This is a genomic window from Peribacillus sp. FSL H8-0477, assembly GCF_038002765.1.
Classification (GTDB): Bacteria; Bacillota; Bacilli; order Bacillales; family DSM-1321; genus Peribacillus.
In genome coordinates, this window is record NZ_JBBODE010000001.1 from 2,021,489 (window position 1) to 2,044,722 (window position 23,234).

The window sequence follows — 23,234 nt, forward strand, 5'->3', positions numbered from 1 at the left end:
CTTTTATTGTTTATCTTTAGATATCTCTCTTAATACTTCCGCAGCTATCGCAACGATCACGGGAACGATGATTTTCACCCACATCTATTTCACCCCCTTTCAGGTCAGCTCCCGACAGTACTATAATTATGGCGTGAGTTTTAAACAGGCAAAACAGGCTTGATTATATGGGAATGATTGATTCTTCTTTCTCCACTCTTGGTCGTTTTATTTTTGGCGTGAGTTTCCCATAAGTTATGTCGTGAGCTTATTCCAAAGAATCTACCAAACGCTCCAGATAATCGATGTAATTTTGTACAATCTCTCTTTGGTGGATATTATTTATACAAGAGATGGATCGTTCAATCTGTCCTTTATCAATTTCAATGAACTCCTCTACAGATTCGTCTAACAACTCTTCAATTACTTCTTCTTCAGTTAGCACTTCATCTTCATAATACCCCGTTGACTCATTTACTCTCCGATAAGTCTTTTCACCGTTTTCTACGATTTTATGGAACATACTCATTTTATTATTCCTCCTGTGTTTTATTAGTGAATACCTGCTTACCGTTAAGCAAAATGACCTGTAACAACCATTTCCTAGATACGGGATGCATACCGATTATCCCTAGCCATTCATTTTCTTCTGTTTCATAAGCTAAGGTTTCATACAACAATGGATTAGGTAAATCAGTAAGAATCTCAGCTTTTATTAACGCCTCATCCACTTCCTCATGATAGTGTTCGTACCCTTCGGTACTTATTTCCTTTGATTCAACTAGTAGGCCAAATTCATGTAGAAGGGTTTCACAGAACCAGTTCATCTCTCTGGTCATGACAGATAACCCTTTTCTTTAAGAGAAATATACCGCCCATCTCCAATGATGAGATGATCTAATAAATCAATGCCTATGATCTTCCCTGCTTCTCTTAGCCTCTTCGTCACCTCCACATCCTCTCTTGAAGGTTCTGGATCTCCAGAGGGATGATTATGAAAGCACATAATGGATGTGCTGTTCGAAAGAATAGCCGTCTTGAAAACTTCTCTAACCGATACAATCGACGAATTAATATTTCCGATATGACACGTATTAATGCATGTAGGCTCATTTTTAGTATTCAGTGATACAACAACGAAATGTTCTCGATCTAAATCCTCCATAAACTCTTTTCCAAGTTCATACGCATCCGATGGAGAAGATATCCTTCGATTTCTATACAATACGCTCGATTCCTTTACTAGTTTGACCCGAACAATATCAATTCGTTTGGCTGGTTGTTCCTTCATAGACTTTTCCTCCTCAAATAGAAATAGCCCTAACTCTCCATGAAAGAGGTTAGGGCTTTGTATATTTAATTCACTTCACCTATATAATATAAGTTTGTCTTTCTACTTGATTCGGTTCTAGTTAAAAAAGAAAAGCCCCGTAGAGATTTTACTCTCTACATGGCTTTTCTATCAGATGCTTATTTCCATTTTTCTAGTCGGTTCCTAGCACCCTATTTTTTTGTTATAATTACTTTTCCTACTTTACTAACCAATCACTTTCAATATCCCATTTTCCTTCACCTTGATTAATGAATGTTACATCGATATTCTTGTATCCACCATTGAACCTCATATTAACTTTGAAAGTATCTCCTGCAGCCGGTTTTTGTGTATCAGGATAAAGGTATCTTATATATACGGTATTTGCTTCACCACTGCTATTAAGATATATAATTTTATTATCTTTACTTCTTTCAGCATTTGCTTGGAAGAATCCTGTCGACAGTGTTAGTTTTAGCTGCTTTAGATTAGATTCCCCTTCAACAATTTTATACTTAATATAGCGGGATTCTACTTTTGCATTAAGGGCATTTTGTATTGTAGCAATTTCCCCCAATAACTCTGTTTGATCCTTACCATATGGTAAAGAATTAACATATACTAACAGATTATCAATTAGCTTTTGTACAGCATCTGATTCTGCTTTGGAGAAATTTCCTTTATTAAAACTACTTTGAACTGTATCTAATGCCTTAAAGGCATCGTTTGTTTGTTTAATCATTGTTTGTGCCTTCTCAATTTCTTCCACGCTATTCTCGTCTTATACTACATTCATCTGTAGTTTTCGATTCGAGCCTTCACCGTACAGGCGGCTTTCACCGCATACGGCGATCCATCAATGGTAGAATTCCTTTAACATTTCCCTTATTCAACATCAAACCTATTCTTAATAATGAATAAATTTAATGTTAATCCTCTTATTTATTCTTAATAAAGAACATTCAGTTAAGAGCAGAGCCAATCACTGAAGTCTGATTGGCTCTATTTTATTTAAACTAAATTTAGGGAAATACGTCAGATAATTATTCTACCACTGACTGGGTTCCTTCGTTCCCATCTGTTTTCTCCTCTCACTATGTTACCATAGCAATACAAACGGCAGATGATCAACACTACTACGAACCCGCTGCCACCCTACTAGCTTCACTGGTGCTAACCCCACCTCTTCTAGTAAGACTTCAAACGTTCCATTACTTCTATCCCTATTTTTGATGACCTTAGGCTCCCACTATTCAGGAATGAGAAAGACCAGATTAACAGCCAATTCATTGATCTCCATTAAATCATTTCATATCTAAGGGTGAATGCTAAACTCCTAGCTCTTCTTAGTATTCACTACCTCACCCTGCCTAAACATGGATTCGTCTCCTAGCCATAGCCACCTTTTAAGGAGCCCCGCCTCAATTTCATGAGTACGACTTCACCTGACTTCATCCCTTCGGTTATGGTAGAACCTCAATGGATGCAGGAGGATTAGGCTCATGCTGAAAGACTGTTAGCATGAATAGGAATTTCACCTACTTATTCAAAATAACAGTTAGAAAAACACCCTATGATGAAACAAACAATAAATGTAAGTTTATCACAGGGTGTATAATCCACTTATTTCACTGGGTTACCAGCTTATAAAGTAACGTTTCGTTTAGTTTTATTAAGGAGTAACAACTGTTACATTAGTTCTTCCTTTTGCTGGTAGAACTGTTCCAAGTAAGTCAGTTATTTCAGATGTTCCTGAGAACGTTGAAGAATAGGCATACACTAAATCTGTTCCAGTACTAACTGCTTTAGTAGGAGCAAACTTGATAACCAATTCTTTATCGTTAGCTGTTCCAGTAGCTATACTTGAACCTGCATCAAATTCAGTAGAATCTCCTTTATAAAAACGGAAATCTGCAGCTTCTACAGTAGAATCCTTGATATCCCTATTGAAAGTGATTTTAACTCCATCTATTGTTTTGTCTCCATCACTGTCAACTGCTTCTGCTTTAGTAATAGCAAATGCTGGGTACTTAGATTCCTGGAATTTAGTTGTTGCTGTAGCTAAAGCTGCGACTGTTTTATCCACATCTTCTTGTGTGAGTATTGTAGCATCTTCTGCTAATTTAATAGCAGTTTTATACGCATTTATAGCTGTTTGTGGATAATCTGCTAATTTTGCAGAAGCCACTAGTGTATTAGCTTCTTTAATTACTTTTTCCAATTCTGAGAATTCAATTGTTACATTTTTAGTAATATCAAAAGATTCAACATCACCTTTAATATAAGTCAATTGATCCCCTGTGCTAATTGCATCCTCAAAAGCATTTTCAGAGACTGGGCTACCTTCTAAGAATAATTTGTCACCAGTGTAAGTTAAAGTGTGTTCTTTGCCGCTAATATCAAGTACTAAGGTATTATTATCGTTATTTACGGATTTAACTGTTCCTGGATATTTAACACCTGGTGTAAGTTCAGATGAATTTGTAAATGAAACAGAAGCCGTTTTATTTGGTAAGCTTGCTAGAGAAGCAGAAGCATTAATTGTTACGTTAGATGCAATGTTTTCTGACTCCACCTTAAGTGTTGCTAGACCAGTAGTCGCTTGAACCTTTACAGTTTCAGTTGTACCTTTTTTAACTAATACTCCGTCAGTAGGTAGACCTTTACCATACACTTTTATATTAGCAAGGTTAGCTGTAACTTGATAAGATACTTCATATGATCCATCACCTGCATAATAATCAAATCCATTTTGATCTATAGATTGATAGTGGAAGAATGCAGATTTAGCGGTTGATACTGATGTTACTGGTTTGTCATTTTCATCTTTAACTGTTAGGTCAGCATTATTAATTACAGCATCTACGAAGTAAGTAGTTTCACCTACAGTTTGTAGATCACCTTTGTCTAAGCCTGGTTCACTACCATTTTCTAAATAAACTGTTGGTGTGGCATACGAATCCTTATCACCATTTAAAGTGAAAGTAGCTTGACCGTTAGCGCCGACTGTAACTGCATAATTAGTATATTTGTTTGCATTTACGGTAGTTTTTCCATCTGTAATAGTTACTCCAGCGGTGTAGCTTCCTTCTGTAAATGTTACATACGCTTTCGTTCCAGCAGGAGCTAATTTACCATCTTTATCAGTAACTGTTACGGTATACTCACGCCCACCTTGACCAGTGCCCTTAGCATTTTTTGCAGCAGCATTCTGTACGCCTTCAGCTTTTACTGTTAGACCGATAGATTGCTTTAATTCGAATTTAACTGTCGGTGCAGCAGCTTGAAGATCAGAAGCAGCCCACTTGCCATCTTTATTTGTATCAACGAATACAACTGGTGTAACTGAAGAATTCGCACCTGTTAATGTGAATGAAGCTTCGCCATTAACTACTTTAACACGTACTTCATTTGAACCACCCGTTGTTACTTGGTATGGGTATTTGTCATTGGTTGAAATAGCAGTATCAATAACTTCTACTCCACGTACAAGTTTATCAAGAGCTACGTTGACATTTTCAGCAAATGCTACATTTACATAGTCATATAACTTATTACCAGCTGCATCATAAGCAGTTGAATAATTATTTGTCTTTACTTTATATACCTTTTTAGCTCCGTTTACTAAAGTGTTACCTTCAGTTGCTTCAGAAACTGTTAAAGAGTTGGCCCAATAAACTGAAGCTGTTGAGGATACTAGACGATTACCTGTAGCATAAACTACTACGTTATCATTTACTGCACTGTAACGAGTGTAAGAGTAAGTAGCTACACCGTTCGCATCCGTATACACTTCATCTGTAAGTGCTCCATTTAAAGAATTTCCTGCTGGAATGTTTACAGTTACAGGAATACCAGCTTTAGATTGACCTTCTGGGACTGTTACTGTTGCTTTTACTGTTACTTCTTTACCAATTGTTCCTTGAATTGATGGAGTAGTTACATTGATTGCAGTTGGAATAACGGCAGAAACACCTTTGAATGTTCCAACTTTAATTGCACCAGATTTAACTGTATATTCTTTAGCACCTTCTTGAGTAGAAGTAGTAAGAACAACCGTTTTAGAATCTGTTTGTTTAACAACAGCGCTAGCGATTGTTAAGCCTTCAATAGAGTATTTACTAGCATCAACATTTTCAACTGCGTTTTTGTACGTTACTTCAACAGTTGTAGCGTTAATCGCCAAAATTTAACCGGAAAATTCAGCACTTCTAAGTAGCCTACAAACCCAATAGTACCAAGGGTTTCACTCCTATATCAGCAGAGTAGCATAGTAAAAAACGAGTGAAAAAAGAGCAGTTTTTGGAAGAGCTTAGGAAAAGCTGAATGAAAGCAGGCATTGTAAAAAAAGAAAAGTCCTGACAAAACCGAAACAGACCGTAATCTCAAAAAGGAAAATTGAAGGTAGGATAACAAAATCCCGGAAATCCCTTAAAAGCCGATACAAAAAGAGAAAAAAATAAAAAAGGAAATGAGGACTAAACCTACATAGGAAACTACTTATGAAACATAATGATAAGTATAAAATCCATAATGCATAACCATTCCAAATACATTAGTACGGTTAACCCCCTATCTCACTACAAGTAACTCTCTCATCTATACCTTTCTATTAAGAGCCACCTGTTTTCACTGGGACATCGGGTAAACCGGGTTTCCTAGACTGTAACTACAAAAAAAGCGGGGATGGTTTTCCCATTCCCCACTAACCTTGTAACACACTATTCAGTTGTTCCTCATATCCATATCTCTTGAAAAACTCTGCCAGTGCTACCTCGATGATATCTCTCTGGGTAACATTGAATTCCTTACTAAAATCGTTCAGTAGGGTCTGCAATGAGGTAGGCAAACCCAATGTTTTATTGGCTTTCGCACCCTTAAACTTATATCGTGGAAGCGTTCCATTGCTATCTGGTTCAAGGAGTTCATACAAACGCTCTTTTTTGTCCAGAAGAAACTCTAGCAAGAAATGATATTCCTCCAGTCCTTCTGGTTTCACAATTGAAGAGGATGGAGTAGGTTGCTGTTTCTCAATCATGGCTTTATCATAATGATAGTTATTTTCTTCGCTGTTCCAAATATATCCCTGTGCCCTCATATAGTCTCCCATATCATCAATATTGGAGAAACCATTCTTCGTTACTACCTGTCTGATATCCGTATACTTTTGCTGCAATTGCCGGACAATTTGTCCTGCTTTCGTTTGATTGGCGTGGACTTCCTCCGCTGCTCCTATGATGACCTCCTCTTTTGGTTCAAAGGTTTTCCCATTCCAATGGAATCCTTTCCTTCTAAAATACATATCAATGGATGACCAAGTCTTATTACCAAAATGGTTCGTTATTTCATTTTTAGTCTTTCCCTCTGCCAGCATGGTAAGGATAGTATTAATTTTTGAGTCTTTATATAATTCTGTTTCAATTGCTGTCATATTCTTTTCATCTCCTTAGAAGTCAATTTGGTCTACAGCCGCTTGCAAATCATCTTGATTCACATGAAGATAGATGGAAGTAGTTTTCAAACTAGAATGACCCAAAAGTCGCTGAATGACCGCAACATGAGTATCTTTTTTGACCAGATAGCTTGCAAAGGAGTGCCGTAAAATGTGACTAGTAACGTGTTTTTTTATACCAGACTTTTCACAGGCTTCCTTCAGCTTCCGATTGATATACTGACCACTTACTGTTCCAGTCTTTTGCAAGGCGAAGAAGAAAAGAGAATCCGTATATGGTCTATGTAATTCCAAATACTTCTTAAGATGTTCCTTCAATTGCTTATTTAGCGGAATGGTTCGGTTCTTCCCCCCTTTCCCATTGATTACTTTAATGCACCCTTCCTCGAAATTGACATCATTTATGGTCAGATTTATACACTCATTCACCCGGAGTCCAGTATATGCCATCGTCATGACGAAATAGCTCAGGGTTGGATGTTCGACAGCTGATATGATAGCTTCAACCTCTTCTCGATTGAGATAGATTCTTTCCGAATCTGGTACTTTCATACGTTTGAAATCCTCCATCGGGCTCTCGGTTATGTATTTCTTTTTCTTCATACAACTGAAGAATGTTGAAAGTGCATTGATTTTGCGATTAATCGTACTTGGCTTACACGCTTTCGCCTTTGTAAGATAGCTAAAAAACTCTTCAATATGTTGAACAGTAATTTCGTCAACTAGGACAGGACTATTCGCTTTGGATGAAATCCAACGGTTGAATTGACGAATGTCTACATGATAACCTCTCAACGTTGCTCCACTCAGTCCTCGGATGGACAGTGATTCTTGAAATTCAGGTATTGCCTCATTCATCAGTAAACTTGTCATAACAGATTGTTTCATACTAATTTCTCTCCCTTTTTGTTGAAAAGGCAAAGGAATCACCCTTTGCCATATTTGCTCGTATCAGTAAAATTTACTAGTTATATTACCTTCACTTATTAGCTGGTTTGCTGATTGATATGCTCATCCAGAGTACCCAATGGCAGTTTAATATTATATGTGGTGTCCTGCGGTTTTTTCGGTACTTTCTCACCCAGTGAATTCTCACGTTCTTTTTGTTCTGAATCTTCAAAAATCTTAGTGCGTTTAGTTGCTCTGTCACCCTCCGTTACCATCCAACCTTTCTCCCTCCAGTCACGAATCACCACTTTCGGGTCATCAAATCCGCCTAACCTCAACTGTTGCTCCAATACGTTCTTGAGGAATGCGACCTCCATGCAGTCATGATGATTAAATATTTTCCCCCAACAATTAATAGGAATAGCAAAGTCTTTCTCTCTGCGAAAATGGCTTTGATGCTGGATTACTTGTTGCGTAATATAGTTAAGTGCCTTTGTTCCAATATCTCTAGACGTCATTTGCTCTTTTTCTTCTTTGACAAGAAAAGCGACGATACGTTCTAAATCTAGTCCTAAATCTAGTGCCTCATTGGCAATTTCTCCAGCAGCAAGAATGAAAGCACATTTTTTTGCTATTCTCGTCCGAAAAGGGGTTTGAGGTAGTTCAGCCTGAAAGCGTTCTTGCCAGTAATGCCATACTTCTTCTATGACTGAAAAACCTTTTTCAAACAGAAACTGGATGAAAACTTGACCTGCATGGCCATAATTTTCTTGAATGACCGCTCTTATCGAATCAGCATTATTAGCAGAGGTCGTCCAAGTAATATTTGAGAATTCAAACGCACGAACTGTCAGACCAGAATTTTTATTGGTTCGTTCGAAGATTGACTGCTCTCCAGTTGAAATGATAGTGGTAGCCCATGAAGCTTGTTTTCTCTGCTTCATCTCATCATTCAGTCGTGATTTTTCCTGTCCATTCGCCAATACGTATAGGTCACTAGTTAGGGACTTAGCAGTACTCATGGATAGTTCATCTAAGACAACAGGTATTCCATAGTTACCACCTAGCATATTGGGAATAGCATTCTTGGTTCCGTTCCAGGTTTTCATCAAACCCTTTTTCTTGTTAGATGGCATACCAAATGGAGAAACAGCTAAAAGAGCAGCAGTTGTTTTACCTTTGGTACTGTCACCGACAAGGTGAACAAAATGGGTATCAACATCATCATGTTCCCTGGATAGATAGCCAACTAATGGAGCAGTAAAACCTAGACTCAACATGAGTTGAAGCGGAATATGTGGGACAACTTCTTTATGCACCATTGCTTTCCATATGTTCAAAGAGCCTTTTGGCTCTAGATTATATGAACCATTTTCATTATCATTGACTGCATTGATATTTAGAAGGTTTGGGATGAGTTGATTATGTCGGAATACAACTACTCCATCTTCAGTCTCATGCCAACCAACCTCACGATATATTTCCTTGTGAGGAGCATGTTTCTGTTGTTCTCGCAGAAATCTGGAGATTTGTTTGTGGAACTCATATGAAACATCTAATCCTTTGGATGATAGTTTTAATAGCTCATTTGGGATAAGCTGTCCCATTCCAACATTTATTTCATGAAAATTATTTTTAAACCAATAACAAAGAATAACCTGAACTTCTTTCGTGTCACTGTTTTGAATGGTTTCTTTTATAAAGAGCGGTTCACTGATTTTTACAAGCGATACCTCTTCAGTTTTTTTGTCTTTCACACGATGAAACAACCCTTCTAAACTTAATTCAAACGGAAAATATTCATATTTTCCTCCGTTCAGTAACTTTTGAATTGTGCATGATTCGTTTAATTTTTTATTCATACTCCCACTCCTTCTCATTAATAGTTGACATGCCAGATTGAATGTTTATTTTCATAATGAGTTCTTCAAGACTCATCTTCAAAATCTTCATCGTCTTCGTCTGGAACTTCGACATAATTCTTTATATGGTCAATGCTGACAACATTCGCATAGATGTTCATGCCTGTGAAGGTATGCTTCACCTCAACAACACATTCTTTCCCCACTAAGTCATGGGAATTCGTTGCATTCACCAAACTGGAAACTGCTCCATTAGTTGCATAAATGAGCTGCTTCAAGAGTGGAGATTCTTCATACAATAGAATACTTAGCGTGACCTCTTGAAAATAGTCATTTCTAAATTTCACTTTTTTTCTTCTCGTCATTCCCTTCCATGTTTTCACAGGTTTATCCTCTTTAACACTCACAATATTTACCTGATTATAACTTTCAGGCATTATACTTTTATTTACTAACATTTTTAAAAACTTCCTTTCTATCTAGATTAGTTGAGAGACCCATTTTTTTGCGATGTAGTGCTAATTCCTCCATGGTGCAAATATCATGTAAGTAATATGCAAACTCTCCACCAGTCATTTCCATCGTTACAAGAAGCCCACATTTTTTTACCAAGATGTCAGTGGGAACCTGTCCCTCCACCGAAGATACTCCAAGAACGGACAACAGTTTTTCATAGTTTCTATTTACCGTATTTCCTAAAGCAAATGGATGAGAAAAGAAATCTCCATTTTCAAGACTCCACTCAATTAGATTAATATTTTCTTTACTTCGTATAGGACAAATTCCTAATGGATATCCTTCAATCCAATAGCTATTTGAATAAGAGGGTTTAAATTCACTTTGGCTAACAGTAAGTAAATATTTGTACTCCTCAATGTTTTTAACATCTCTCATTTTTTCAACTAACCCAATTTCTTCAGCAAATTTGGAATTGACCATATTCCCAATTCCATTTTCACCAATCATCATTCTGCTGGTATACATCTTTTTAGTTTGATTCATATAGTTCATTATTTTCTCCCCCTCTTTTTTTTCTTCTCTCTTTTGCAATCACTTTTAATTTTTAATAACAACTGAAAAAAAGTTTCAATTAGCAGTACAAAACATATACTAGGGTTTTATCCAGTTAGTGTCAACCCATCAAAACCCTTATGTACCAATGGTTTAAGCCCATAAATTCAAATCCCCTCCGACGTTTAGACTCAGTCTCTAACTCTAAACGTCGGAGGGGATTTGGGTGAAATTCGTACAAATTCACAAATAAAAAAATTTTTTCCCTGTCTGAATTTACCCTTTCAGTAAATTTCACTTAGCGATACTTTGCCTAAACTCAGATGTATTTTTCCAAGCAAAAAAAACTCTAAAGGAATAATCACATCAGAAATTATTCCTTTAGAGTTTTCTATTTCTTTTTAGCTAATTCATCCACAATTGTTTTAAGAATGAATAATACTATACTTATATCTATCTTTGGCATACCATTACCCCTTTCATTTATTACAAGAGTTGCACTGCATCCATTTTTTCTTTTCTTGTCGTTTGGATATAGAACTTTGCAGTCATATTTACAGATGAGTGACCTGCAAGCTTGCTGACTGTGGTTAGGTCTACTCCCTTTTTTAGCAATCTGGTACAGAAGGTATGACGGAATAGATGTGGATACATGTCGAATCCTAATTCTTTTGATATTTTAGCTAGCCAATCTCGTACTGCATCCCTGTGCAATTTTTCTGCCCTCTGGCTAACTAATAGATAGCCACTATGGTGGAAAACAGACTCGGAACGCTCTTCCTTCATGTATTGCCTTACTATTCGCAGGACATCCTGTCTAAGTCCGATTTCCCGTCTCTTTCCGCCTTTCCCCACTACTTTCAAATGACTCGTAAGAAAGTCAATGTCTCCTAGTTGAATGCCCACTAACTCGCTCACCCTAACACCCGTATATAAAAGCAAATAGACAATCAGCTTGTTTCTTGTACTAACTTTGTTTCTGTTTTCCACATAGAAAAGTAATTTCTCTACCTGTTCCTCTGAAAGAGCATCCACCGATTCCTCACTTCCAACAGCTATTTTGATTCTATCTCTCTTCAATTGGATGAATGACTCGTGTACAACTCCCTTGGTTCTTAGAAAATCATTGTAAACCTTTAGACTATTAATCTTTTTGTTGATAGTTGAAACGGCATAACCCTCCTTCATCAGATGTTCCTTATATCTGACAAAAGAGAAGCGTGATAGGACTGGAATGTCCTTCAACCTCTCTTGTAAATAAGCTTGAAATCCTTTGACATCACCTACATATGACTCGGTTGTTTTGACTGCTTTTCCCTCCGCAAACAACCACTTTTCAAAATCAACTATTTCCAAGGGTCATTCACCTCCAAAAATAGAAAAAGGCCATTGATGTTGTAATTTCACATCAATAGCCTTTTACGGTTTATTTGTAATCATATTTTATTCCTTCCCTTCAAACTGACGACAGTTATATAATAATGTCATGAGCCTATTCAAGCTAAAACGATTGTCTTTCTATGCTGAACATCGAATCTATCGTTCATAGGCAGAGTCACTTTAGTTTTGGCGTGAGATACTCCTTAGAAATGTCGTGAATCTACTCGAATGATTCAGTCAAACGCTCAACATAGTCTAGATAGATTTGAACAAGTTCCCTCTGATATCTGTCTGGTATATTGGAAATGGCTCTCTCAATCTGCCCCTTATCCACTTCAATGACTTCCTCCACAGCATCTTCCATCAGATATTCAATCAATTCCTCCTCCGAAAGTGTTTCCTTTTCGTAAAAACCATTTGCCTCATTGAATTCTCTGTAACGTACTTCTCCATTGGTGATAATCTTGTGGTAACTGGACATTTATCATCTCTCCTTTTTCTTTTTAGATGTATATTTCATATGCGATAGCCTCACCGTTCTTTATCCATACTTCGTAAAGCATTTCCTTTGTCTCTTCATCCAATACAACACCAGCTAACCACTCGTTCCTGCTTTCATCAACGTAAATCAGTGTTTCAAGAAGCAGTGGGTTGGGAAGCTTTTCTAAATGTTTTACTGGAAAGAGCAAGTCATCCAATTCATCATGGTAAAAATCATAAGACTCATAGCCTACTTCCTCTTCAAGGATTATTGTGTTGAACGTCATTTTCATTCTCTTTACAAACCAATCCACATACAACATGTAATATCCTCCTCAAAAGAAATAGCCCTAACTCCATGAAAGAAGCTAGGGCTTGGTATATTATATTTACTTCAACAATATAATATAAGTTTATCTTTCTACTTGATTCGGTTCTAATGAAAAAGAAAAGCCCCGCAGAGATTTACACTCTTGAGGACTTTTCCATTTTATCACTATAGATTAATGACGGGTGTCTGATACCCTGATTTTAATGATTTCTTATCTAGTTAGAGTAGTTCCAGCAGAATTACCAACTACATCAGTAACAGCTGGTGCAATCACAATCTTGTCATTTACTTCCAATTCATTAGTGAATGTAATAGTTACAGATTTATTATCCGTTGCTCTTTCAAACTTTGTAATCGCTCCTCCTTCTACACTTGAGAAGTTTGTTTGAATAAGATTATCTGCTTTCATAGCTTCGCTAAACTTTATAGTAATAACTTTTTTATCTGTACTAGTGTAATCACCAGTAGCTACAGGTGCAATTCCATCAATAGTTACACCAGTTAGTAATCCATCTTTTACTGATAAGTTTGCTGGACCGCCTTTAATAGTACCAATTGTACCACCTTCAAGGTTTATTGAAGATACAGCTAAATCCTTCCCAACTGGAGTTGTATCCCCAGAAAGAACTTTATATTTAAATACTAGTTCTTTAGTTCCACTACCTGTTTGATACGTAGCTTTTGTACCACCAACGTTCAATGCTAAACTCGGAGTTCCAGTAACAGTAACCGCATCACTGAATGTTACTTTTATATCAACTTCATCACCAATTTTTTGACCGCTTGTTGCAACTGTAGATACACCTGTAACAGTTTCAGCTAGGCTGTAATCAGGAGTACCTGTGCCTGAATTATCAATAATTTCAAACGATACTTTACCATCTGTAGTTTTTGTATAAGTTGCTTTAACAGTACTTGACGCTAGTGTTGCTTCGAATTCTTTCTTATCAATTACATTACCATTTTTAGCTTTAAATGTTGCATTTGCATAGCTTACTGCGTCTCTACCCTCAAATGTAACTTGTTCTTTATTTTTACTATAAGATTCAATAGTACCTGTATAGACATCACTAACTGCAGTTGTTGATGTAAATGTTACTGAAGCAGATTTATTTGGTAATGAGATAGAAGATGAAGAAGCATTCACATTAACAGTTGTTGCTAAATTGTTAACGGAAGTAACATCTAATTCAGCTTTACCATTTACCGCCTTCACAGTAACTGATTTTGTAGTACCTTTAGCAACAGTTACTCCCTCTGCAATTACATCATTAAACAAAGCTGATACTTGATACGTCACATCATAGCTTCCAGTACCTTGAATGTAATCGAAACCGTTTTGGTCAACCGATTTGTAGGTAAATGTAGCTGTATGATTTCCTGGTACTGAAGTTGCTTCTTTCTTAGTATCTTTATCTGTAACTGATAAAGTAGCTTCTTGAATAACAGCATTTACAAAGTAAGTAATTTCCCCAACTTTTTGTAAATCACTGCTATCTAATTTTCCGTTATCAGTACCATTATCCAAGTAAACAGTTGGTGTAGCATAAGCGTCTTTATTACCGATTAAAGTAAATGTTGCTTCACCTTTAGAACCTGCAACTTGTATCGCGATTCTTTCATCTTCATTAACAGTGTGATAAGTACCATTTGCGCTTACTAGCTGAACAGCTTTATCTTTATTAAAGCTACCTTTCGGGAACACAACATATGCAGTAGTTCCTGCTGGAGCTACTTTACCATCTTTATCAGTTAGCGTAACCGTATAATCGCGTCCGCCTTCACCGTTAGCTGTGTTAGCAGCTGCATTTTGAACGCCTTCAGCTTTTACATTTAAACCAATTGTTTGACTAAGAGCAAATGTTACTGCTGGAGCTGTTGCTTGAAGTTCACTTGCACCTAATTTACCGTTACCAACCCATGCGTCTTTATTAAGAGAGCCAAATCGGTTTACATCATATGAACCATCAGCGAATACTACAGGAGTAACAGTCGCATTATCACCAGTTACAGTGAACGTAGCTGTACCTTGCGCATTAAGCTGAACAAGTGCAACTTGAACACCGCCAGTTGTTACTTCATATGGGTATAAACCATTAGGTGCTGAAAGTGAACCATTAGGATTTAATGTTTTAATAACTGCATCTTCAATCTTGGCAGTAGTAACTAATTTGTCTGGACTAACTTGCACGTTCTCTTTGAACGTTACGTTTACTACAGAATTTGCAGCGCCAGTTACTTTATAAACTTTCTTAGAACCATTTGGTAAAGCATTACCTGCTGTTACTTCAGAAACTGTTAAAGCATCTGCAAAGTATACATTTGCTGTTGAAGATTTAGTGCGGTCTCCAGTTGCATATACAGTTACGTTATCGTTTACAGCACTGTAGCGAGTGTAAGAATAAGATGCTTCTCCATTTGCATTTGTATATACTTCAGCAGTTATTGCAGGATTTAAAGAATTTGTTGCTGGAATATTTACAGTTACAGGAATACCAGCTTTAGATTGGCCTTCTGGAACGGTTACTGTTGCTTTCACAGTTACTTCTTTACCAATTGTTCCTTGGATAGAAGGAGTAGTTACATTGATTGCAGTTGGAATAACTGCGGAAACACCTTTGAATGTACCAACTTTGATTGCACCAGATTTAAGCGTGTATTCTTTAGCACCATCTTGAGTAGAAGTTGTAAGAACAACAGTTTTAGAATCTGTTTGTTTAACAACAGCGCTAGCGATTGTTAAGCCTTCGATTGAGTATTTAAGAGCATCAACATTTTCAACTGCATCTTTGTACGTTACTTCAACAGTTGTAGCGTTAATCGCCATTATTGATTTTACTTCTCCAACTACACCAGCTTTTTCATTGTATTTTGCTTTGTTTTTAGCTACAGCGTCAAGAAGGTTTTTCACTAGTTTGGTATCACGTTTGTCTCCAGCAGCTAATTTTTGAACCGTTGCTTCTGTAGCTGCGATAATTGAACCAGCTTTTTCAAGGTTCTTCTCGATTAGGTCTCCACTTTCGATCTCTTTGTAAGCATTGTATACAGTTAATTCATCTTTAACTGTAGCTGCTTTTGCTAGAGCTGGTACGTGGTATTTAGCTACAAGTACTTTACGTGTGCTTGGTCCGTATACAGCTTTAACTGCTTTTTCGAATGTTGCAGCAGTTTTCACTAGTGCAGCTTCTGCAGCTTTTACGTCTTTTGCTTTGCCTGAAGCAACTGCTTTATCTAGTGCTTTCTTAGCTGCGTTAAGGTTAACGTCAATTGCTTTTACATAACCTTGAGCGCGAGTAAGTAAGTATTTTTTAGCATTTAATTTCTTAGTGAATGCTGCTTTTTGGCTCTTCGTTCCGCCATCTTTAGCGATTGCTGCTACAGCTGCATCGTATGCTGCTTCTGCATTTGTAGTCAACTGACGAATTTTAGCAGTTGGCGGAATTTTCCCTTGAAGACCTGGTTTATGGTAGCCATCGTAAGCAGCAGCCATTTTAGAAATTGCTGTGTTTACAACTGTGTTCACGTTTGTCGTTTTAACTGCGGCTTGGGCTGGTGCAACGGCTACGAAGCCTGTGGCTGCGATTGCTGAAGCTGTTGCGATTTTAATTGCTTTCTTTTTGTTCATTGAGTAAAAGTTCCTCCTTCGAATATCTAAAGTAGTGCATCAGATCAACATGCTTCTCAAAAAACATGAATTCCAATGGCTTACAACACTAACAACCTTTAAATCACGTACAATCAAACTCTACAAAGCTATGTAGATCGGACTGCCTTGATCTAGTACTAAATACACGCCAGTAATGATTTCGTTTCAATTACCAAATCATTACTGTAAACCTATAATAATACATATTTTTGATAATTTCCAGTCATTTATTCAAATTTATCCCTTTTTATTTAATAAATCTTTCCAATTATTCATTAAAAAGGAACTATTTTTACATTTAAAATACAATTCTCTGATAAAAATGTTATTTCCTAATAATTCTATTTTGATAGGTTAATAGTCTTATTTTATTGGAAATTAACAACATTTCAATTATACTCTTGCTCTCGGAGTTAAATATACCTATGCCTGCTTACGTCTGATACTATCCAAGTAAACCATTTACCTTTTGAAGCGGTTTGTAAGATTTTAAGAAAGTCTAATTGTGAACGTTTCCCTATAACGACATCAAATGTTTATTTGTCGAAATATTCTGATATTAATGTATAAAAAAGACATCAGCTTCTATGCTGATGTCTTCCTTCTATTATAATAGTTATTGCTTTAAATACTTTTTCCAAACGGGCTTCATCTTATCAACCACCAGATGACTGCCGCCTCTTCCTTTGACATCTTCCATCATCCAAGACATCAGTAATTGTGGGTTCTCGGTATTTACTCCGACGAACCAACCGTTTTCCGTTCCGCTTCCTCCTTTGTTTAGTTTGGTTTCAGCTGTCCCTGTTTTCCCTGCAATCGAAATGCCGAGATCATCTAGTGTATGACCCGATCCTTTCGGGTGTTTGACGACCTGTTCGAGCATCGTTAACATGCTTGATGCCTGTTTTTCAGGAACTACATTTTTCTTCCATACCTGGCTTTTCTTTTCCCCGTCGAACAAGACAGGAGAAATCATATTTCCTTTGTTTACATAGGCTGAATAGGTGAGCGCTAAGTGGAGGGTACTCATTTGTATCTGCCCTTGGCCATACCCGCTGTCTGCTAAACGACCTTCACTGTCAATTTTCCCAATTCCAGACTTAGTGATTGGATAATCGAATGGAATGATATCTCCAAAGCCAAAATCCTTCAGTCCTTCTGAAAACTTAGCTGTGCCCAGATTTAAGGCTTTCTGCGCAAAGTAAATATTATCTGAATAGATAAGCGCATCGGTCATATTAATATCCTTGCCGGGTGTAGCCACACGGGTAATTGAATGGTCTTTCCAATTCGATTTTTTCCATGATGTTCCTGAAATCTTGATCGCTTCCTTTGGATCGACGCCATTTTTCATCGCGATTGATCCTGTCAGCCCTTTGATTGTAGAACCTGGGGTATACACAGAGCTAAACCGATTAATCAGCGGCTTGTCCGGATCTTCTTCCCACGCCTTCTGTGTACTGTTTGAAATGCCAAGAATGTATTGATTGGGATCAAAAGATGGACTGCTCATCAAAGCCAATGTCTCGCCCGTTATCGGATTGATGGCGGCTGCTGATCCATTTTCATTTTTATATTGTTGATAAATTTGCTGTTGCAGCTCCGCATCGATGGTTAAGGTAATCGTTTCGCCTTCAGCTGCCGGCTGATCGGCAATGACTTTTTCTTCGCCATTACTTGCTGCAATATACACTTTTGCTCCCGCTTTTCCCTTAAGACGGGTTTCAAGAAGCTGTTCAAGACCTCGTTTGCCGATTTCGTCTTGAGCGGTGTAGCCTTTATCTTTATTTGCTTTTAAATCTTCAGCCGATACGTCGCCGATATAGCCGACTAAATGGGCAGCGACTTCTTTATATGGATAAACGCGGTCTTGGACTTCGTTCACCGTTACCGATTGAATGGCTGCCACTTTGTCTTTCACTGCCGTATCTTCCATGGACAGCTTTTTGATTGGTACTAAATAATTGGGCTGTACCCATGATTGATTTAGTTTGTTTTCGATTTCATCTTTGGACATCTTTAATGTGCTCGACAGCTGGGTGAGGATTCCCGCTTCGTTTCCTGTCATTTCTTCCGGCACAATCCCGACTTCATATACAGTGCCGTTCATCGCTAATCCACGCTCATTCCGATCGACAATCTCACCGCGAATGGCTGGATAGGTTTTTACCGATACCTTTTCTCCTTCCTCAAGCTCAGGAAAGATATAACTTGGATCCCATTTCACATACCAATTGGTTTCATCTTCTCGTTCTTCTTTAACAAGTGTGGCTTTATGGTCAAAATTAATGTCTCCCGCAACTGAATTCATGCTTATGGAAAACGGAAGCGCGACTTTTTTCTTATCTTTATGGTCCTGCTCTTCTGTCGGCTTTTTATAGGTTACCTTTACTTGCTTGGCCTCAATGCCTTTATAAATTTTTTCATAACGCTCAGCAAACTCCGCTTTTGACATAGACTTTTTTGTATCTTTGGATAAGTACGTGTACATTTCTGCGAACTTTTGTTCATTCCATAGCTTCGTGTAAGCTGCTAATCGTTCTTCTGGCTGAGGTTCTTTGTCAAAACAGCCAGTTAGAAGTAACATAATCGCTGCAACCAGTACCGGAGCAAAAAGGTGTTTCTTCATATTTACCTCCCTGTAACTAATGGTGTCTTCCTTCTATAGTAACAAATTCTTAGAAAAAAAAGTGAATTAGTGGCGACAAAACGACAAAAAACTGCCCCATAAGGATGGGACAGTTGAAGAATTAATAGATTCTTTTTCGTCGACTATGTCTTTCTTTCAACCAGCTTCGGACAAATACGAACCCAAGTGAGAGTGATACCGCCACACCTGAAATGGTCACAAATAGAGCGAGATATTCGTAGATACTAAATTGATTCATCTTCGTCCAAGGAATATTGCCCTTCAGTTGATCTGTAACCAAGTTCATTCCAAAGATACCGGATATGGTCGAGTAGATCGTCAAAATCTCGAGCAGGTAACCGCTCCGTTTTCCGGATAATTTATCTTGATTTTGGTATAAATCCGACAGTGTTTCTTTTACATCTCGGTAGAGGTCTTCTATTTTAAAGTTTTGCCTTATTAGCTCAAAAAGCTCCTGTCCCGTTGAGGTACTATTAATTTGCGGGAAGTAGTACTTCGCTGAGAACTCGGTAATCATGACAATCAGCAGCTCAGTTTCGGATTGATCTTTTTCGATATTAATCTGAGAATTTTCATGTGTCAATTGGAGCAAAACAATTTTGTAATAATAAAACAGCAGCAAGGAATAAAAATGTTCTCCATACATTTGACCTGCTAATTGCTGTTCGAGCTCGTCACGCACTTTGGTCACGCAGATAAATGCATCATCACCAACAATATAGTACGTCTCATCTCCCCAGCGATCGTACACGTTTTCCTGACAATATCGTTTGATATAATCTGGATTCTTCGCACCAATAAAGGGCAGCCCCTCACTATCATACCCATTCATGCCGACCGCTCGATATAAATCAATTTCTCTTATGTTACTATCTTCTTCCAACACAACATGGCCAATCACGTACATTCGTTCATCAACGAAAAAAGGAAGACTCCCAAAGTACGTTTCATGACTGCTCTCAGATTCTATATAATCTTTCAGAACGGTTAAAAGTTCATTAAAAACGAATTTTTTCACATTGGTGTATGGTGCGCTATCATCGGAACAAAAAATCTTCGTGCTCTCCTCATCCTGAGCAATCGGCTCAAGAATGCGAAAGATATCACCAAATGCCAAAACAGCTGAATAATCCATTCCTTTTGGCAGCGTAACTCGAATATTCATAAGTCCAATATGAAAAGGACAGATAATGATATCGAAAGAATCGATGGTAAAGGCCGTAGTGAGAAAGGTTGAGGATAGTGTAAACTTCTGATTAATTTTTTTTGTGAAGCGTCGAAGTCCTTCGCTTCTTTTATACGTTGCGGGAAACACAATTGGTTCTATATTCGGCATAAAATACTTTTCCATTGAACGGTGGGAAACAGAATCACTTCCGTAAAATTGGTTTTCCTGTTCCATATTTTCTAAATCAAAAAACACAAAGCCCTTTTCAAGCAATTTCTCTGCAAAGCCTTCAATTTTTTCTTCTTGGAGTAAAAACGGAAAGACAAATTGGAGGTTTGCTTTACGTGTGGTGAGATCCTGAGCCATTTCCGGATTCCCTTTTTCTATTTCAGCCACTAAAACCTTCACCTCTCCCTAAGTCTATATATCATCAATTTACCCCCACATGATGAATTCAAACGAAGGAAAAAATCCCATAAAAAAATCCCACAGCTAAAAGCTGCGGGCCACCAGAATGTTCTTTTTTCCGAAGAACATTCTCCATTCGGGTACTAGATTACTTGAAAAAAGCCAGACATTTGGAGTCGTTTTATTTTCACAAAACATCTTCCAGTAAAGCAAGTATGTAACAGTCTGATTGTCAATTACCAATCAATCTAGTTCTATTTAACCATACCTCTTCCCTATTGGGAAACAGGAGAATACCCGAAATACGACAAGTTTTAGGTAAAATGAATGATTACCCTGCCTTTTTTCACTGTTTTTCAACAAAAATATAACTTTAGGCATATTTTTCTTATATGAAGGTTTCAGACCTTTACTGAAAGGGTAAAAGAAATTATTATGCACGAACAGGAAAATTCAAACAAAAGGAGAACATCGATGAATCTTGAACTATTAAAATTACGATCGCAGCCTAAAAGCCAAGTCAAGCTAACAGCTTTATCGGAAAAATCTACTACTGACCGAAAAAATATGAAGCAATTTTTAAAGATGAGAAAAAGTTCAAAAAAATAACACTCATGGCCTGCTAATTAGAAGCCGTGAGTGTTTTTTTATTCTTAATAAACCAGATTATACTGATTAACGCATTTTTTAATTCCTAAGATGTTTAAAAAGTGCTGGATTTTTCTCATTGAAGGTTCATGATATTCTTCCACAATTGAAAATTCTCGTAAGTAAGCAATTTTTTCCTTCTGTTCATCATGGATCGCATAGATCTCTTCTTCTCCCGATTCTTCACAGGTGTAAATAATTGCTTCCCCAATTTTCTTCGACTCCCGGATAAAGGAAAATGAAAAGACAATGGCGCATTCATCATCAAAAAACGAGGGATTGACCTTCATATTAATATCAAGCATTATTGTAACACCTCTCTCCCATTTATTATTTTGAGTATAACAAATAGTGGGTTTTTATGTATTCTTGCTCATTCTCTTTTTATAGGTATATATCGCCCTTTTCTGCTCTAATACTCGACTTTTCAGTACATAATATAACTCTAGGCATACTCTTGGAAGAATAGATAAATAGAAAAATGAATAACAAAAACACACCCTCCCATTGAAAAGGTGCGTTTTTTTAAAAGGCTAATTTATCGATTAATGTACCCCTGGTAATTCGTGAACACCTGGCAGCTCATGTACGCCTGGTAATTCATAAACCCCTGGTAACTCTGATGTCTGTGCTCCGCCGACAATCACTGCACCGGCTACTAGAAGAAAAGCTACCATAAAACCTGCGAATTTCTTTTTCATAGGTAATTCCTCCTTTTTCTTCAAAAAATATTGGATTTAATAGAAATAAATTCTATAGTTATATTTAACCACACTATTATAAGGCTTGAAATCCGGATAAACCATACTAAAAAAGTGTCTATCTATAGGATATGAACGGTTTACCTTCGTTTTTATATAAAATTATAACTCTAGGAATATTTAAGGGGAGTTAATATGGACTTTTCAGCTGTAGGAAAGAAAATAAAAGAACTTCGAAAACAAATTAAACTCTCACAAGGTGAGCTTGCAGAGGGAATTTGTACACAAGCGCAAATTAGCAAAATTGAAAAAGGGGATGTTTACCCCTATGCCTCGACCCTTTATTTAATTTCTCAACGGCTCGGAGTCGATGTAAACTATTTCTTTGATATTGGGATGACTCCAAGACTCGACTATGTTGAAGAGGTTATCTATCAGTTAAAACTTGCACGGCGCAATATGAACTATACCGAAATGTATCAGCTTGTACGAACCGAAGAGAATAACCCATTGTTTACTCAGCACACAAAGAATCATCAATTGCTGCTTTGGCATAAAGGGATTTATCAGTACGAAGTAAAGGGAGATGTGGGAAAAGCTGTTTCCCTAATAGAAGAAGGTCTCGCGCTCACACAAATCAATGACAAGATGTTTTCCGAAAGAGAAATCGAAATGACGAGCAGTATGGGTGTCATTTACTTAGCTGATCGACAATATGAAAAATCCTATGCAACGTTCCAAGATGCTTTACTTCATATAAAGTCCCTCCCGCATGTCAGTGATAAAACGGTCAAGACACGCCTTTATTATAATTTTGCCCGTTTGCTGACTCGTATGAATCAATATGATGAGTCGATCGCCTATTGTCAAAAGGCAATAAAATGGTGCCTTGAGCAGGATCAGCTCTACTTGCTGGCGGAACTGCATTATCAGTTAGGCTATAATCTTGAATTGCAGGAAAACTATACAGAAGCTTGTGCCAATATGAAAAAATCGATTTTCCTGTTTGAGATGCAAAAGGATGACCGTTTCCCTGCTTTTATTAAAAAAAAGCTGGATTCTTGGATTGAAGAAAAGAAAATTGAAGATGATTTGACCATCGTTCATCTAAATCGATAAAACGGCTTATAGAATGGGAAAACCCATTTTATAGGCCTTTTTTGTTTTCTCCTGATAAAGAATTTACACCTGCCTAATCCACGTCCTCACGTCCATTTCCCTTTTCCCTTCAAAAACGTTGGGCAAATGAAGTATAATAGAGAGATGGGAAATGGAGAAAGTTCCATATTTTCTTGGGGATCTTCATTGCCAAATATGT

General features: G+C 37.3%; 19 protein-coding genes. 1 reads left to right on the plus strand and 18 read right to left on the minus strand.

From position 1 onward, the window contains the following. Positions 1 to 247: 247 nt before the first annotated feature. The 18 genes from MHI18_RS10165 to MHI18_RS10250 form a co-directional block, all read right to left on the minus strand. Positions 248 to 508, minus strand: coding sequence for a hypothetical protein (locus MHI18_RS10165; protein ID WP_340847240.1), 261 nt, complete (start codon positions 506 to 508; stop codon positions 248 to 250). Positions 509 to 512: 4 nt separating this feature from the next. Further along, positions 513 to 818, minus strand: coding sequence for a hypothetical protein (locus MHI18_RS10170; RefSeq protein ID WP_340847241.1), 306 nt, complete (start codon positions 816 to 818; stop codon positions 513 to 515). Next, positions 815 to 1,270 carry a JAB domain-containing protein gene (locus tag MHI18_RS10175; RefSeq protein ID WP_340847242.1) on the minus strand — a complete coding sequence of 152 codons (456 nt, stop codon included), beginning with the start codon at positions 1,268 to 1,270 and terminating at the stop codon, positions 815 to 817. The genes MHI18_RS10170 and MHI18_RS10175 overlap by 4 nt, the downstream gene beginning before the upstream one ends. 238 nt (positions 1,271 to 1,508) lie before the next feature. Next, a complete protein-coding gene (locus tag MHI18_RS10180; protein ID WP_340847243.1) occupies positions 1,509 to 2,033 on the minus strand; it encodes a hypothetical protein in 525 nt (174 codons plus the stop codon). A gap of 930 nt (positions 2,034 to 2,963) precedes the next feature. Next, the gene (locus MHI18_RS10185) at positions 2,964 to 5,477 is read right to left on the minus strand and encodes an S-layer homology domain-containing protein (protein WP_340847244.1); all 2,514 of its coding nucleotides are present in this window, start codon (positions 5,475 to 5,477) and stop codon (positions 2,964 to 2,966) included. Between the two features lie 519 nt (positions 5,478 to 5,996). Beyond that, positions 5,997 to 6,722 carry a hypothetical protein gene (locus MHI18_RS10190; RefSeq protein WP_340847245.1) on the minus strand — a complete coding sequence of 242 codons (726 nt, stop codon included), beginning with the start codon at positions 6,720 to 6,722 and terminating at the stop codon, positions 5,997 to 5,999. 15 nt (positions 6,723 to 6,737) lie between these two features. After that, a complete protein-coding gene (gene xerA / locus MHI18_RS10195) occupies positions 6,738 to 7,631 on the minus strand; it encodes a site-specific tyrosine recombinase/integron integrase (protein WP_340847246.1) in 894 nt (297 codons plus the stop codon). Between the two features lie 98 nt (positions 7,632 to 7,729). Beyond that, positions 7,730 to 9,493, minus strand: a complete 1,764-nt coding sequence (locus tag MHI18_RS10200; RefSeq protein ID WP_340847247.1) for a DUF927 domain-containing protein — start codon at positions 9,491 to 9,493, stop codon at positions 7,730 to 7,732. Between the two features lie 65 nt (positions 9,494 to 9,558). After that, the gene (locus MHI18_RS10205; RefSeq protein ID WP_340847248.1) at positions 9,559 to 9,930 is read right to left on the minus strand and encodes a hypothetical protein; all 372 of its coding nucleotides are present in this window, start codon (positions 9,928 to 9,930) and stop codon (positions 9,559 to 9,561) included. Positions 9,931 to 9,937: 7 nt separating this feature from the next. After that, positions 9,938 to 10,495 (minus strand): hypothetical protein, encoded by a 558-nt coding sequence (locus MHI18_RS10210; protein ID WP_340847249.1) that lies wholly within the window; start codon positions 10,493 to 10,495, stop codon positions 9,938 to 9,940. A 495-nt stretch (positions 10,496 to 10,990) separates the two neighbouring features. Further along, positions 10,991 to 11,860, minus strand: coding sequence for a tyrosine-type recombinase/integrase (locus MHI18_RS10215; protein ID WP_340847250.1), 870 nt, complete (start codon positions 11,858 to 11,860; stop codon positions 10,991 to 10,993). Positions 11,861 to 12,104: 244 nt separating this feature from the next. Further along, positions 12,105 to 12,365 (minus strand): hypothetical protein, encoded by a 261-nt coding sequence (locus MHI18_RS10220; protein WP_340847251.1) that lies wholly within the window; start codon positions 12,363 to 12,365, stop codon positions 12,105 to 12,107. A 22-nt stretch (positions 12,366 to 12,387) separates the two neighbouring features. Next, positions 12,388 to 12,687, minus strand: coding sequence for a hypothetical protein (locus MHI18_RS10225; RefSeq protein ID WP_340847252.1), 300 nt, complete (start codon positions 12,685 to 12,687; stop codon positions 12,388 to 12,390). Positions 12,688 to 12,906: 219 nt separating this feature from the next. Continuing rightward, positions 12,907 to 16,320, minus strand: a complete 3,414-nt coding sequence (locus MHI18_RS10230) for a hypothetical protein (RefSeq protein ID WP_340847253.1) — start codon at positions 16,318 to 16,320, stop codon at positions 12,907 to 12,909. A 637-nt stretch (positions 16,321 to 16,957) separates the two neighbouring features. Then, positions 16,958 to 18,970, minus strand: a complete 2,013-nt coding sequence (locus MHI18_RS10235) for a penicillin-binding transpeptidase domain-containing protein (protein WP_340847254.1) — start codon at positions 18,968 to 18,970, stop codon at positions 16,958 to 16,960. 121 nt (positions 18,971 to 19,091) lie between these two features. After that, positions 19,092 to 20,555, minus strand: coding sequence for a hypothetical protein (locus MHI18_RS10240; protein WP_340847255.1), 1,464 nt, complete (start codon positions 20,553 to 20,555; stop codon positions 19,092 to 19,094). Between the two features lie 665 nt (positions 20,556 to 21,220). Further along, a complete protein-coding gene (locus MHI18_RS10245) occupies positions 21,221 to 21,520 on the minus strand; it encodes a hypothetical protein (RefSeq protein WP_340847256.1) in 300 nt (99 codons plus the stop codon). A gap of 240 nt (positions 21,521 to 21,760) precedes the next feature. Continuing rightward, complete coding sequence (locus MHI18_RS10250; RefSeq protein ID WP_340847257.1) at positions 21,761 to 21,916, minus strand: hypothetical protein; 156 nt, start codon at positions 21,914 to 21,916, stop codon at positions 21,761 to 21,763. 195 nt (positions 21,917 to 22,111) lie between these two features. On the opposite strand from MHI18_RS10250, the gene MHI18_RS10255 reads away from it, so the two are divergent. Then, complete coding sequence (locus MHI18_RS10255; RefSeq protein WP_340847258.1) at positions 22,112 to 23,035, plus strand: helix-turn-helix domain-containing protein; 924 nt, start codon at positions 22,112 to 22,114, stop codon at positions 23,033 to 23,035. Positions 23,036 to 23,234 lie beyond the last annotated feature (199 nt).